A 14,648-nucleotide genomic window follows, 5' to 3' on the forward strand; every position below is an offset into this window, starting at 1 on the left:
GGTGAATATTCAGAGATCGCTTTATAAGCAGGCATACCAGAGCCGCGGCTTCACCTATATCGCGACGAAGGAGGGAAGGCTGCGTTACCTGTTTGCATTACTTCTGCAGCGAAGCAGTTATTTCCTGGAAAATATGGATAATATCCCTGTATGCAGTGAACAGCAGCAGGTGCTTTTACAAAGATGTATGCAGTTCCTGAAGCATGCCGAGAATTTCAACTGTACGGATAATTCAATACTGCTGAAGGAAGGGCAGAAGCTGTTTACTGCCTGCCGAAAAAAGCAGGATGCCGTTTCCCTGTTTCTGCATAACTTTTTACAGCTCTTTTTGCAGATTCTCAAGGATTTGCAGGATAACAAAAAAGAAGCAGTCCATCAGGAATGGAAGCTGCCGGAGGAACGAAAGCTGCGTAATCGGCTGCGTATGGACAGCTTTGAATTTCGTTTTGCAAGCCGTCTTTCTCTGGTTCTGCTCTGCGGATTTCTATTCGCCCGTTTGTCGAAGCTGGATCATTCCTACTGGCTGGTGCTGAATGCATTTCTGCTGCTGCAGCCCATGTATGAGGAAAGCGCCTATCGTCTGAAAACCAGATTCATCGGAACAGTCTTCGGCTGTACGGTTATTTATCTGGTACTTCCGCATTTTCCCGGCATTGCAGGACACTTTCTATTTGCCAGCATTGTCGTATCTCTGATGTATTGTGCAACACCGGGCACCTGGATTCAGGCAATGTTCTCTACCTGCTTTGCCATCACACTGACTTCGCTTGCCATGCAGGAAACAATCGCGATTGAGATGCGCCTTACCTATGTAGCTGTGGCAATTCTGCTTGTATTGATCGTCAACCGGTTCTTTTTTCCTACCAGTCGCAGCGGATTGTTTCAAGCAAACATGAAGCGGATGTTTCATATGCAGCATTCCTATCTGCGTATTCTGCAGGGGAGTCTGCATGCACCGCTGGATTACGGTATCATTATGGACGCATTAACCAGCTTTCATATGGTGTATGACCAGATACTGGAGTACCTGCAAGGCAGCAGTGAGAATATCGAGCTTTATCGCCATTTGCTGTCTGCATTCTGGCATATGAGCGTGGAGATGGAGCAGATGATTTTTACCGTACAGCATGATACCTTAACAGAGGACCAGGAGCAGTCAGTAGAGCAATTTATTCATATGTGTGATGCAATGATTCAAAGCTGTGAGGTGGGAAAGATTGTTCAAAAGGAGAAAAGGGCATTTCTTACTGAGGACGTATCTAACAATGAACTCTTTCAGCTCATGCAGCGATATTATCGGCATGCATCGGATATCAGCAGTATTTGCTTATCCAGACAGCTTTAAGAGAAGAATGCAAGCTTCTTATGCTTTGCATTTGGGCAGTGAAGCAGAGATGGACAGCTTATGTATACAAAGCGTGTCCAAAAAAACAATCTGATTTTCCTAATCATTATTGAATTCTAGACTCCTGCTTTCGCATACAGATTATTGATCTCTATGATTGTTTTCGTCAGAGGTGCTTCAGGCTGCTAAGCTTATATGTTTTCACTTTTCGTATATTGTGAAATTCTCAATATGCATCCTGTAGAAATTTGTGATATCCGCGTGATAATAAATCTTACAAGATATTGAAATAAGTACAAAAATAGATTACAATAGGATTGTAAAAAGGGTTACATAAAATTTTAAATAAGCAAAAGAATTATCGGACATATGCCGCCTAACGGTATATGTCTGGTTTTTGTTTACGGGGTTGTACTAAAAAGATAATATTAATAGAATTTAACGGGGAATGAAGGGATGATATGTATGTCACGAAAACAGGCGAAGCTGGAGAAGCTGAGCATTGAGCTGATCCGTCTTTATTTTGAGGAGCATGATTTCGAGCTTTTAAAAGAATATCTTTCTAATGAAATATCCATGATGGGAGAACACCGGTCAGCTTTATGTCATGGTATGCAGGAAGTGGAGCGTGCTTTACAGGAGGTTTCCATTATCTATGGGGAGATGGTTCATCTTCAGGATGTCTATTGTGAAATCATATATCAAAAACAGGATATTGCAGTCGTAGCTTATACCTGTATACAGCATGCACACGGATCAGGACTGCTGTGTAGATTGAAGGTCTCTCTGGTATGGGAGATGGAAGCAGGGGGATGGAAAATCCGCCACATACATCAATCCCTTTCTGATGACGCTACAGAGCGTGAAAATTCGGGAATTCATCATAATGCAGCGAAGCTGCCTGTATATAATCAGCACTGTGATACACTGACGCAGATTTTTAATCTGGAGGGGTTCGTGGAAGCGGCAAGAGAGCTGCTACAGCATACAAACCAGCAATATGCGCTTTTCAAATTTGGTATTAGTGACTTTCGTTTTATCAATCAGATTCACGGCTATGCATTTGGTGATGATGTATTGAAAAGCATTGCCCGCAACCTGCAATCCTTCTGTCAGAAGGACGAGCTGTGTGCGCGTATCGAAAAGGATACCTTTGCGGCACTTTTACGGTTTACAAGCATAGATGATTTTTATAACCGTCTGCACTGTATCCGCAAACATCTGCTGGACGAACCTATCGTGTCCTGTCTAAAGCATACGTTGCAATATATCGGTGGTGTTTATCTGATTCAGGATGCCTGTGGGGAAAGTATAAAGTCTATGCTGGATAAAGCAGTACTGGCAATGCAGTATGTGGAATGAAATAGCCGGGTCAGTGATTTTGTTTATTTTGAGGATTGGATGCTGGATCAGAAAAACCGCAGAAGTGAGCTGCTTGAGGAAGCAGTAAAAGCTATACAGGAGGATACCTTCCAGTTGTTCATACAGCCGCAGTTTCTGTTAAGTGACGGGAGCGTTGTATCCGGTGAAGCTCTGTCCCGCTGGTTTTTAAAGGATGGCAGCTGTGTATCTCCGGATGAATTCATCCCGCTATTTGAAAAGCACGGCGTGATATCTGGCTTTGATTTCTATGTATTACATAAGCTATGTAAATTTATGCGGACATGCCTCGATGAAGGGAAAGAGCTGCTGCCGATTTCCATAAATCAGTCCCGTTTGCATATAAAAGAGCGCCAATATCTACGAAGGTTTTGTGAAATTGTGGATTCCTATGCAATACCTCATGAAAAGCTTGTTTTTGAACTGACAGAATCTGCATTTACAGATAATGCAAATGACCTTCAGGTATTTATGAAGGATATACATGCTGCCGGTTTTCAGATTGCTATCGATGATTTTGGAACAGGATATGCCGGTATCGGTATGCTGAGTCAGGTGGATGCGGATATACTGAAGCTGGATAAAGGGATGCTGAATGGAATCAATACGGACCGCCGCCAGATGACAATATTCTGGAAAATCATTGAAATGGCTCACAGCATCGGTATGCAGGTAATTTGTGAGGGGATTGAAACCAGGGAGCAATACGCTGACCTGAGGATGCTGCGCTGTGATATCGGGCAGGGGTTTCTGGTCAGTCGTGCGATAGCAGCAACTGAATTTGCTGAGAAATATCTTAGATAAAAAGAATATAATATTAAATGTGTGAGTGACAGATACTCGGACTTATCATGACACTTCTGTTTCGTGTTTACAGTTACTTGCAATAGCTGTAAATAGTGATAAAAAAACCGCTTTCTGTACTGTTTTCCTGCAGAAACGGTTTTCTTTTATAAGGAAATGCGGTAGAATACAACTAGGTGATAACATGGTACAAATTGGAAATGACTGGGACGAGCTGTTAAAGGATGAATTTCAGAAGGAGTATTATCAGAAACTGCGCGTTTTTCTGGCAAAAGAATATAAAACGCAGACAATTTATCCGGGTATGTATGATATTTTCAATGCATTGCGTTATACAGCATATCAGGATGTAAAGGTTGTTATTTTAGGGCAAGACCCATATCATGGTCCGGGACAGGCACATGGTCTGTGCTTCTCTGTGAAAAAAGGAGTAAATCCTCCGCCGTCTCTTGTAAATATCTATCAGGAGCTGCATGATGATCTGGGATGCAGTATTCCGCCTCATGGAGAGCTTACAAAATGGACGAAGGAAGGCGTGCTTCTGCTCAATACTGTTCTAACAGTACGTAGAGGGCAGGCAAATTCCCATCGTGGCAAAGGATGGGAGATTTTAACGGATGAGATCATTCGCAAGCTGAATGAGCGTGAAAAGCCTATCGTATTTCTGTTATGGGGAAGGAATGCAAAGGAAAAGAGCACACTGATAACAAATCCTGCTCATCTGATCCTAAGCTGTCCACATCCAAGTCCGTTCAGTGCAGATTATGGCTTTTTCGGATGTCGTCATTTCTCAAAGACGAATGCCTTTTTACAAGAGCATGGACAGCAGCAGATTGACTGGCAGATTGACTGAAAATCTCTTAAAACAGGGGAATGCTACCATTGGTTGACAAAATAATACAAAGCGCTAATACGGGTTGGTGGTGTAAGCCAGCCCGTTTTTATACAATGATGACGAGGTGATTAAATTGAAATTTGAAGAAAATTTGAGAGAGGCAAGGAAGCAGTATGGCTATTCACAGGAAAATCTCGCGGATAAGCTGAATGTATCAAGACAGGCGGTTAGTAAGTGCACCAAAGGCGCGCAGAGCGGGTAAATGGAAGTGCCTATCCTGAGCTGGATAAGCTGATGCTGATTTGTGAGCTGTTCCACTGTACGCTGTATGATTTACTGAAAGGGGATATGAAAGAGAATTCCGGTGTGAGTCGTGATACTTATGAGACCCATGAGCTGACAAAAACGAAAGGAATCACCGTTGGAATTGGTTGTATTCTTGCGGGGATTTGTGCCTATTGCTTTTTGAAACCTTCTATGGATAATGAAGACATGTTGAATATTGTATTTCTGATTTTCGCAATTATTGGAATCCTTATTCTTGTCTTCTTCGGTATGAAGGATACCGCATTCAAGCGCAGATATCCGCAAATTCCTCAGGATATCTATACTGCATATGAGCTGGATGGCTTTCATAGGATATTTAATAGTATTGTTGTGACTTCCATTGGGATTATATGATTCAGTATCGTCATTGAACAGCTGTTGGAAATGAAGCTACCTGAATATCATGCTTGTGACAATTGCCATACTGCTTCTTGTATATTACGGTATGCGAAAAGAAACCTATCAGCGAACAACTGCTTATGCGCAGATGGCAGAAAAAGACGATGAGCTGATTGGTAAGTGGTGCGGCTGTTTATCTGCTTATCAGCTTTATATGGAATATTTGGAATGTTAGCTGGATTGTATTTCCAATCGGAGGAATCCTATGTGGAATCGTGTCGATTATATTATCAAAAGAGGAGCATTACTGGTAAAAAGAGCATGTTATTTTTACTTTCGATTATAAATGTAGGAGCTGTATCGATATTCACAAGGTCGAGAATACCCATCATCTATGGCATATAGATAAGTATGCAACCGGTGAACAGTGGCGTATATGCTGTATTAGCTTCAAAAACGAAAGGAGCACCTTTACAAAAACTGCAGAGCATTCGATGTAAAAAAAATCCTGTATTTGAGTAATTCAGATACAGGACTGTTTTTGCTTATGAACGGGAGCTGGCAAGCTTGCGCTGTCGCTCACTTGCAAGAGCCTCCTCATCCTCCTTTGCAAAGCGTTCGCTTAACCGCGCATTGCTCAGCATCAGCTTCAATCGGTTTTCCTGATTGACCTTTGTTGCGCTTGGATCATAATCCACTGCAACAATATTTGCCATCGGATATTTATCCTTGATTTTTCTGGTCATACCCTTGGCAACGATATGGTTGGGAAGACAGCCAAACGGCTGACAGCAGACAATATTATGCACACCGTTTTTGATCAGAGTGACCATTTCACTGGTGAGCAGCCATCCCTCTCCCATCTTGGTCCCGCGGTTGATGATTCCTTCGCTGTTCTCGATAACCTCCTGAAAGGTATCCGGTGCACGGAAGGTTCCCTGCTTCTGTATTGCGGTAATGGCTTTTTTCTGCATATTCTGAATCAGCTTATCCGCCATCTGAATGAAGCGGTAGCTCTTTTTATTACGCCCGTAGTACGCGTGATCGATCAGCGAGTTTTCAAGGCAGTAAAGACCAAAGTCAAGAACACCGCTGACAACGGGCTCACAGCCCTCACGAATCAGGAAGTCCTCCAGCTCGTTATTGCCCAAAGGGGCATACTTCATATAAATCTCACCGACGATTCCCACCTGAATTTTCGGCTTCTGGCTTCTCGGCAGAGCTGCAAAATCATGCAGCATTTCCTGATAATTATGCTTCATTCGCATATAGGACAGGGAATCAAACTGCGCGGTGATCGTATCGATCCATGTGGTTACCAGTGCATCTGTACTGCCCTTTTCCAATTCATACGGCTTGCACTGATTTTTGATCCACATCAGCATATCTCCGTATAAAAATGCATATAATAATCTCAGCAGCATCTTAGGAGTCAGCTTGAAGCCGCTGTTCTTTTCCAGCTGGGAAAAATTGACAGAAATAACCGGAACATGCTCAAATCCGGCCTGAACCAGTGCCTTGCGCAGAAGATGGATGTAGTTGGAAGCCCGGCATCCGCCTCCTGTCTGGGTGATTGCCAGCGCAATGTGTGCAGTATCGTATTTTCCGCTTTTCAATGCATCGATCATCTGACCGATTACAAGCAGGGCGGGGTAGCAGGTATCATTGTGCACATTCTTTAAGCCTTCATCAATGATCTGCTGTCCCTCTGTTTTCAGGATTTCCACACGATAACCTTCCTTGCACAAAATATTGCGCAGGAACTGGAAATGAATCGGCAGCATCATCGGTACAAGGATCGTATGTGTTTTTTTCATTTCCTTCGTGAATTCTACATGTGACATACTCATCCCTCCCTTTCTTCCATGGCAGCCTGCAGTGAGCGGCAGCGAATCTTCACCGCACCGAGGTTGTCAACTTCATCGATTTTAATCTGTGTATACAGCTTTCCATTGCTTCGTAGAATATCCTTAACCTCATCTGCGGTAATCGCATCGATTCCGCATCCGAAGCTTACCAGCTGAATCAGCTCCATATGCTCCTGCTGTGCCACATAATGTGCGGCATTGTACATACGGGAGTGAAAGGTCCACTGATTTAAAACGTGAACACTTGGCAGCACGGCCTGTTTAGCGATACTGTCCTCACTGATTACGACGAATCCCAAATTGTTCAGCAGTCTGTGAATTCCATGATTGATCTGAGGATCGACATGGTATGGACGTCCGGCAAGCACTATGACATCACGGTGATTGCGTCGAGCGAACGCTATGGCATTGCGACCTTCCTCCTGCACGCGGTCCTTAAACTGCTGATAGGCGAAATAGGCGTGATTGCTGGCAGCCTGAACATCCTTGAACGGAATATCCATCTGCTGGGCTTTGAAATATTCAAACATTTTCTGATCGAAGATACGCTTATCCTCAAGATATACGTAGGGATACAGAAACTTTACATGTCCCAGATTCATATTCCCTTCCACAACCTCCGGATAATAGGCAACGACCGGGCAGTTGAAATGATTGTCTCCCATGTCCTCATTGACGTTGTAGGTCATGCATGGATAGAAAATTGTCTGCAGGCCCTTATCGATGAGCGACTGAATATGACCGTGCACCAGCTTGGCAGGATAACAGATCGTATCACTTGGAATCGTATGCTGTCCAAGGGAATACAGTGCCTTGCTGGAACGATCGCTCAAGACGACCTCATAGCCAAGATTGGTAAAGAAGGAATGCCAGAAGGGAAGGTTGTCATACAGATTCAAAACAAGCGGAATCCCGATTTTCCCCCGGATGCCGGGAACCCCCTTCAGCTTCAGCAGCTCCTCATATTTATAATCATACAGATTCGGCAGCTTTTCCTTATTGACCTTTCCGGTCACCGGACGCTCGCACTTGTTGCCGGCGATATGCTTTGCCCCGTCCGCAAAGGTGTTTACGGTCAGATTGCAGTGATTGGTGCACAGAGCACAATGAAAGGCCTTTGAGCTGTGCGTAAAGCTGTCAATATCTTCCTTTTTCAGAAGAGAGGATGCAGTGGCTTTTTTCTCCTTTGCAATCAATGCGGCTCCATATGCCCCCATCAGATGGGAAATACTTGGACGAATGACGTTTCTTCCAAGCTCCAGCTCAAAGCTTCGCAGCACCGTATCATTCAGGAAGGTTCCTCCCTGTACGACGATCTGCTTCCCGATATCATCCGGACTTTTGGCACGTATGACCTTATACAATGCATTTTTTACGACACTCATACATAAGCCGGCAGAGATATCCTCCATGCTGGCTCCGTTTTTCTGTGCCTGCTTGACACTGGAATTCATAAAGACCGTACAGCGTGTTCCAAGGTCCACCGGATGCTTTCCGGATAACCCCATGCGGGCGAATTCCTCAATATCATAGCCCATGCTTTTTGCGAAGGTTTCAATGAAGCTTCCGCAGCCGCTGGAGCAGGCTTCGTTCAACAGGATATCATCAATCGTATGATCACGAATCCGGAAGCATTTCATATCCTGACCGCCGATATCGATGATGAAGTCTACCTGCGGGTTGAAGTAGTGGGCCGCATGGTAATGGGCAATCGTCTCCACAACACCGATATCCAGATGGAAGGCATGCTTCATCAGCTCCTCCCCATAGCCCGTTACCGCACTGTGTATGATGTGAATGCGGTCCTCCATCAGGGCATAGAGCTTTGCGAGCTCCTTCTGTACAACATCCACGGGATTTCCCATATTCCCGGCATAGCTTTCATATAAAATGCGGCATTGTTCATCGATCAGCACCAGCTTGGTTGTGGTACTGCCGGCATCGATGCCCAGATAGGCATTGCCCCTGTAGGTGTGGATATCACTGCGCTCCACACTGGCACTGGTATGGCGCTTTTTGAATTCCTCATAATCCTCATCACTTTCAAAGAGTGGGGGAAGACCTTGCGTCTGTATCTTTTTGGCAGCCATAGCCTCCATTTTTTCAAGCAGCTCCTCATAGGAGAAATCCACAGCCTCATTTGCCGCATAGACGGCACTTCCCAGTGCTACAAAATAAGGGGCGAGCTCCGGGAAATTCGCTTCCTGATCACGGAGCTTCAGTGTTTCCTTAAAGCGCTCCTGCAACCCCTTTAGAAAATGCAGGGGACCTCCCAGAAACAATACGTTTCCTTCAATATTTCTTCCCTGTGCCAGTCCGGCGATACTCTGATCGACGACCGCCTGAAAGATACTTGCCGCAAGGTTTGATTTTTCACAGCCCTGATTGATCAGCGGCTGCACATCGCTTTTTGCGAATACACCGCAGCGTGATGCAATCGGATACAGCGTGGTATGCTGCAGGGACAGCTGATCCATCGTTTCCAGATCGACATCCAGCAGGGTTGCCATCTGATCGATAAACGCTCCGGTACCACCGGCACAGGTGGAGTTCATACGCTCCTCCAGCGTTCCCTGTAAAAAGATGATTTTGGCATCCTCTCCGCCAAGCTCAATAACAACATCACTTGCCGGATAATATTTACGCACAGCCTGGGCTGTTGCGAATACCTCCTGTACGAAAGGAAAACCTGCATCATCTGCGATTCCCAGGCCCGCACTGCCGGTAATGGCAAGTGCGATTCTCTGTCCCTGTAACAGCTCTCGCAATTCCTTCAGCTTGGAAACACTCATTTCCCGTACCTTGGATTTGTGGCGCTCATAGCTCTTGTACACAATCTCATCCTGATCGTTGAGAACCACTGCCTTCAGGGTTGTGGAACCTACATCTATTCCCAGTTTATATGTCATAGGCTACTCCTTTCTCTCAAGCATTTTGAACATCGTTTCCCGCAGTTCAGGCAGAATCTCCTCTATGGAATCCGGCTGCTCGAAGAAAATAGCGTTGTAACAGACAAATCCGATGATTTCCATCATCATCAGAAAACGATTGAGTGCTTTCTTTTCTGTTTCCTGTTCCCGCCTCAGCAGCTTCAGAAAATCCGGCATGCGTTCGATATGGGTAAACACCATATCCCGATGTTCCTTTGTATCCAATATAGAAGCAATGTTTTTCTGAATCGTACGAAGCAGCTTCGGATGCTGAATATAATAGGTGATCAGCTCGTCGATGAAGGTGCGCTTCCAGCAGGTGCTGTTAGTAAGTGCAGCCTCATAGGAGTGATTGAGGATATCGTTCATCAGACAGCCGTGCTGCTTGGTAAGAATTTGAGAAATCAATTCCTTCTTATCCTTATAATATACATAGAACGTCCCTTTTGCGACATTTGCTCGTTTGACAATCTCATTGACAGAGGTTGCCTCCACACCCTGCTCATGAAACAGTGCGACAGCAGCATCCTGAATGCGTGATCGTTTACTTACGGATTCTTCCACAAAAAACACTTCCTTTATTTATACATTTTTATAGTTTATACCTATAATGACCGCCGGTCAATAGATTTGCACCTTTTTTCAGACAGAATTCATAAAAGTGTTGTTCTTATTGAATGTGTAACCGTTTTCTGTAGAAATTAAAATTTCCTCTTTACAATGTAACAATGTTTTGTTAATATATAGGTGTAATAAAACAATGTTACGTTAGAGGTGATACAATGGAAATATCCAAGAAGGATCTACTGAAGACGACCGGCATCTCGTATGGCCAGCTGTATCGGTGGAAACGGGAGGGTCTGATTCCCGAGGAATGGTTTGTCAAGCGCTCCAGTCCGACAGGGCAGGAAACCTATTTCCCCCAGGAGAAGATACTCAAGCGCATTCATGCCATACAGCAGCTGAAGGACAGCTATTCTTTAGAGGAGCTTGCCCGGATTCTGACACCGGAGGTCAGCAACCGTCTGTTCTGTGAGGAGGATCTGGAGCATTTCGATGAGCTGGATATTGATGTGGCAGCGGATTTCATGGATGCCATGAGCAAGGACAGCTTCGTATTTCTGGAGGTGCTTGTTATGATTGCCCTGTCCCAGGCGATGGTTGATAGTGCAATTACAGAGGAGGAACGTACGCATGCCGTTTCATTTTTAAGTAAAAGGATGAGTGAACTGCACAGTGCGGATTATGTCTTGGAGCTATTGCAGGCGCAGGGACACCTGTATATTCTGTTGAAAAAGGAAGGCAGTGAGGTTTATCTGGATGACGGCCTTGTTGCAATACGTTCCATCCACTTGAATGAATTAAGCAATGCGATTAAGCTGAAATACAAGGAAACCTTTCAGTTTACATTTGATGAAGAGGAGATGAGATCATGATGACATATCGCGTAAAACGGATTCTTTGGGGACTGGTGTTTGTCGCCATCGGGATCGGCTATCTGGGAACGCAGCTGGACTGGTGGGACTTCACCATATTCTTTCCCGGCTGGTGGACCATGCTGCTGATTCTGCCTGCACTCTACAGCATGCTGGATCACGGCCTGCATTTCTATAATATATTTACAGTGCTGGCAGGCTGCTACTTTCTGGCAGATGCCAATGCGTGGATTGATGTAAAGCTGACATATCCTGTCTGGATGGCGATTATCTGCATTGCAATCGGACTGCGTTTATTATGTACAAGGAGGGTTCGCTGGTATGAATACAGATCACATAAATACAACGATTGAGGGAATCGGATCGATTTCCGGCGGTAAATACGGCCGTATTGATATTGAAGGTGTCGGCTCGATTAACGGCGATTTGGAGTTTGAGGTTTTAAGCATCGAGGGTACCTGCAAGTGCAGCGGGAATTTAAAGGGTGGCACCATGGATGTGCAGGGGGTTATGACCTGTAAAAAGGATATTCGTGTAAGACGTCTGGATATCGAGGGTGTTGTGAAGAGCGATGGTATCCGGGTGTATGCCGATGAGATTTATGTAGAGGGTGTCCTGAACAATAAGGGAGAGGTGAATGCCGACAAGGTCCGTATTGAAGGCTGTGCTTCCCTGAATGATCTGTTCGGTGATGATATCCGGATCAACTATGGTCATGGTCAGCATATTTTCCATGGTCTGTTCGGCTTTCGGCCGGAAAAGAGAAATACGGCGCGCAATATTGAGTGCAGTCAGCTGACTGCCTGCAATATGTCCTGTCATTCCATCAGTGCGACCGAAATTCATCTGTCCAGCCATTGCCGTGTTGATCACATTACCTGCGATGGCAAGCTGGTATATGATAGTACCTGCCGCATCGGCAGTATTGACGGTGATTGTGAAAAAATTGTTAAATAGAAAAACGGCCGGTAGGGATTGCGCTTACCGGCTTTTATGATATAATTCTTACGATTGCAGGGGATGGTGATAGTATGAAATTGCAAAAAATTATGTATGACTATGTGTATGTTGTGATCGGCGGTTTTCTGTTTGCCGTTGGCCTGAACCTGTTCATTGTACCGCTGGATTTGTACAGTGGCGGGGTGATTGGTATGGCACAGATTATCCGTACAGTGCTGGCGCAGTATGCCCATATGGACTTCGGTCAGCTGGATATCGCCGGTATTATCAACTTTTTAATGAATGTGCCTTTATTTATCCTGGCATATCGCAGCATTTCCAGAAAGTTTTTTGTGAAGACGCTGCTTTGTGTCCTGACACAGACGGTTGCCTTTACGATCGTTATGATACCCTCCACACCGATTCTTGACGATGTGCTTGCGGCCTGTCTGATTGGCGGTTTGATTTGCGGCTTCGGTATTGGTTTGGCTCTTCGAAGTGGCGGAAGCGGTGGCGGACTGGATATTCTGGGGGTATACTTCACAAAGAAGTTTTCAGATTTCAGCGTTGGACGTCTTTCCAATATCATCAATGTTCTGGTATTCGGTGTCTGTGCGATTCTGTTTAATGTAACCACGGCGATCTATTCCATTATCTATACAGCCTGTATGTATCTCGTTGTCGATAAGACGCACTATCAGAATATTAATATGACAGCGATGATTTTCACCAAAGAGGAGGAAGTACAGGAAAGTATTATGAAGGAAATGGGCAGGGGGGTTACCTACTGGAAGGGGGCAGGAGCGTATACGAAGACAGATACGCATATTCTTGTCACGGTCATCTCCAAATATGAGGTAACACAGCTGAAGAAAATCATTTATAAGATTGATCCCAGGGCTTTTGTCATCTTCAACGAGGGTATGAGCATCAGTGGGAATTTTGAGAAGCGGTTGTAAATAATCGCTTTTTCTCTATAGAAGGGAGGCTGCTTATGCGAACCATCACAAGGGAAGAGGTACGAAGCCATCTTTTTCAGGCACATCATCTGGTTACTCCGACAGATTCTTTACCAGAAGCGGCGGGGGTATGCGGGTTTCAGAACAGTCCCCCCGGTACGTGGCTGTGTGCGGCGTTTAACCGGCTGCGTTCATGCAGTGCATGGCAGCTGCAGCAGGAACTGGATGAGGGCAGGGGGATTATGCAGGCATGGAGTCTGCGTGGTGCACCGTGGATTTTTCCGCTTCATGATGCAGCGGTGTATCTGGATGCACTTTGTGCAGAGGAAGGGGAGTCCTGGATCTATACAAACGGGCTGCGCTATTGTCAGAAAGAAATCGGTGTTCCTTTTTCGGTGCTGTTGCAGGAGCTGATGCAATGCCTGCAGGTACTGGAGAAGGAACCGGTTGTGTCCAAGCAGCGACTGGATCAGGTGCTGGCTGCTGCCATGCTTCAACGCATTCCCGCCTCCCTGCACTCTCTGTGGCTGTCTGCTTCTCCATTTGCGAAAGGGCAGCTGTATGGAGAGGCGATTGTTTCCTTTTTGCTGCGGCCGGCTTCTTTTCAAAGGGGAATCGCCTTTGGACCCAGACAGAAGGGCTCACCTACATTTGCATCCTTTCCTAACGCAGCTTCGAAAACGGGCAGTATCAGTGATGCTGTGTGCTGCGCACTGGTTTGCCGGTTTCTTCATGCATACGGGCCAGGCGATGTAAAGGGCTTTGCGAAATGGACAGGGATGGAGCTGCCGCAGGCAAGGCGTCTATGGGCACTTTCTGAGCATGAACGTGTTTCTGTGAGGTATCAGGAAAGAGAGTATTCGATCTGGAACAAGGATACCTATGAAAAGCAACAGACTGATGAATCCGTACGACTGCTTTCTCCACATGATCCTTTTCTCGACCTTTGGGACCGCTCTTTGCTTCTGGAGGATTGTAAATTACAGCGCATGGTATGGAAAACAGTGCAAAATCCCGGTGTTGTGATTCAGTGTGGAAGGATTTGCGGTATCTGGAGGTCAAAGAAGCGTAAAACGGTGAATGAGCTGCATATCACACTGTTCACAGACATAGACACCAAGAGTCTGCATATCTGGATACAGGCATATGAACAGTTTCTCGGGCAGAGGATTCTGGTCGAAATCAGCAGGCTTTGATAGCCGGTATCGCATTTCAGTGGCTGTTACTGGTAGCTGAAGAGATACATGCGATTATTCAGCCTGTTATGCTGCGCTTTGTGCCGCCAGTACACAGCAGTCCTTTTCAGACATTCAGTATAGGTAAAAAAAGCTTCTGGTATATGGGGATTCTACCAGAAGCTTTTTATAATGTGAGAATTTAAACATGTTTGTGTAGTTTTCCTGCAATAAGCAGATAGTAGCTTTCTATCAAAATTATTTACCCCTTTTGATCGTACAGGTTTTCTTGTAGAAGGCAATGCCGTATC

General features: G+C 45.2%; 15 protein-coding genes. 12 read left to right on the forward strand and 3 right to left on the reverse strand.

What is annotated here, in order from left to right; translation table 11 throughout:
• The first annotated feature begins 1 nt into the window (after position 1).
• The 7 genes from ACESPQ_RS07895 (at position 2) to ACESPQ_RS07925 (ending at position 5,265) form a co-directional block, all read left to right on the forward strand.
• Complete coding sequence (locus ACESPQ_RS07895; protein WP_373144225.1) at positions 2–1,345, forward strand: FUSC family protein; 1,344 nt, start codon at positions 2–4, stop codon at positions 1,343–1,345.
• 465 nt (positions 1,346–1,810) lie between these two features.
• The gene (locus ACESPQ_RS07900) at positions 1,811–2,707 is read left to right on the forward strand and encodes a sensor domain-containing diguanylate cyclase (RefSeq protein ID WP_373144226.1); all 897 of its coding nucleotides are present in this window, start codon (positions 1,811–1,813) and stop codon (positions 2,705–2,707) included.
• 39 nt (positions 2,708–2,746) lie between these two features.
• The gene (locus ACESPQ_RS07905) at positions 2,747–3,529 is read left to right on the forward strand and encodes an EAL domain-containing protein (RefSeq protein ID WP_373144228.1); all 783 of its coding nucleotides are present in this window, start codon (positions 2,747–2,749) and stop codon (positions 3,527–3,529) included.
• A gap of 184 nt (positions 3,530–3,713) precedes the next feature.
• Positions 3,714–4,382 carry a uracil-DNA glycosylase gene (locus tag ACESPQ_RS07910; protein WP_002609639.1) on the forward strand — a complete coding sequence of 223 codons (669 nt, stop codon included), beginning with the start codon at positions 3,714–3,716 and terminating at the stop codon, positions 4,380–4,382.
• A 115-nt stretch (positions 4,383–4,497) separates the two neighbouring features.
• Positions 4,498–4,626, forward strand: a complete 129-nt coding sequence (locus ACESPQ_RS07915; protein WP_157133776.1) for a helix-turn-helix transcriptional regulator — start codon at positions 4,498–4,500, stop codon at positions 4,624–4,626.
• Positions 4,599–5,045: a hypothetical protein gene (locus ACESPQ_RS07920; protein ID WP_002609641.1), complete on the forward strand. Its 447-nt coding sequence runs from the start codon at positions 4,599–4,601 to the stop codon at positions 5,043–5,045. Before ACESPQ_RS07915 ends, ACESPQ_RS07920 begins: the two co-directional genes overlap by 28 nt.
• A gap of 49 nt (positions 5,046–5,094) precedes the next feature.
• Positions 5,095–5,265 carry a hypothetical protein gene (locus tag ACESPQ_RS07925; RefSeq protein ID WP_181392546.1) on the forward strand — a complete coding sequence of 57 codons (171 nt, stop codon included), beginning with the start codon at positions 5,095–5,097 and terminating at the stop codon, positions 5,263–5,265.
• Positions 5,266–5,575: 310 nt separating this feature from the next.
• Here the strand turns inward: ACESPQ_RS07925 and ACESPQ_RS07930 are convergent, their stop codons facing one another.
• From ACESPQ_RS07930 to ACESPQ_RS07940, 3 genes are read right to left on the reverse strand one after another with little or no spacing between them, the layout of a single operon-like run.
• On the reverse strand, positions 5,576–6,880 hold the full coding sequence (locus tag ACESPQ_RS07930) for a 2-hydroxyglutaryl-CoA dehydratase (protein ID WP_373144229.1): 1,305 nt from the start codon (positions 6,878–6,880) through the stop codon (positions 5,576–5,578).
• Positions 6,877–9,807, reverse strand: a complete 2,931-nt coding sequence (locus tag ACESPQ_RS07935; RefSeq protein WP_257328288.1) for an acyl-CoA dehydratase activase-related protein — start codon at positions 9,805–9,807, stop codon at positions 6,877–6,879. The genes ACESPQ_RS07930 and ACESPQ_RS07935 overlap by 4 nt, the downstream gene beginning before the upstream one ends.
• A gap of 3 nt (positions 9,808–9,810) precedes the next feature.
• Positions 9,811–10,392, reverse strand: a complete 582-nt coding sequence (locus tag ACESPQ_RS07940) for a TetR/AcrR family transcriptional regulator (RefSeq protein WP_002609648.1) — start codon at positions 10,390–10,392, stop codon at positions 9,811–9,813.
• 218 nt (positions 10,393–10,610) lie between these two features.
• On the opposite strand from ACESPQ_RS07940, the gene ACESPQ_RS07945 reads away from it, so the two are divergent.
• From ACESPQ_RS07945 to ACESPQ_RS07965, 5 genes are all read left to right on the forward strand, one after another.
• On the forward strand, positions 10,611–11,264 hold the full coding sequence (locus ACESPQ_RS07945; protein WP_242406393.1) for a DUF4004 family protein: 654 nt from the start codon (positions 10,611–10,613) through the stop codon (positions 11,262–11,264).
• Positions 11,261–11,617 (forward strand): LiaF transmembrane domain-containing protein, encoded by a 357-nt coding sequence (locus ACESPQ_RS07950; RefSeq protein WP_373144231.1) that lies wholly within the window; start codon positions 11,261–11,263, stop codon positions 11,615–11,617. Before ACESPQ_RS07945 ends, ACESPQ_RS07950 begins: the two co-directional genes overlap by 4 nt.
• Positions 11,586–12,221 (forward strand): hypothetical protein, encoded by a 636-nt coding sequence (locus ACESPQ_RS07955; protein ID WP_373144232.1) that lies wholly within the window; start codon positions 11,586–11,588, stop codon positions 12,219–12,221. The genes ACESPQ_RS07950 and ACESPQ_RS07955 overlap by 32 nt, the downstream gene beginning before the upstream one ends.
• A 74-nt stretch (positions 12,222–12,295) precedes the next feature.
• Complete coding sequence (locus ACESPQ_RS07960) at positions 12,296–13,162, forward strand: YitT family protein (RefSeq protein ID WP_002609657.1); 867 nt, start codon at positions 12,296–12,298, stop codon at positions 13,160–13,162.
• A gap of 35 nt (positions 13,163–13,197) precedes the next feature.
• A complete protein-coding gene (locus ACESPQ_RS07965; protein ID WP_373144233.1) occupies positions 13,198–14,358 on the forward strand; it encodes a DNA glycosylase AlkZ-like family protein in 1,161 nt (386 codons plus the stop codon).
• Positions 14,359–14,648: the final 290 nt, after the last annotated feature.

The organism is Clostridium sp. HGF2 (assembly GCF_964240115.1).
GTDB classification, from domain to species: domain Bacteria; phylum Bacillota_I; class Bacilli_A; order Erysipelotrichales; family Erysipelotrichaceae; genus Clostridium_AQ; species Clostridium_AQ innocuum.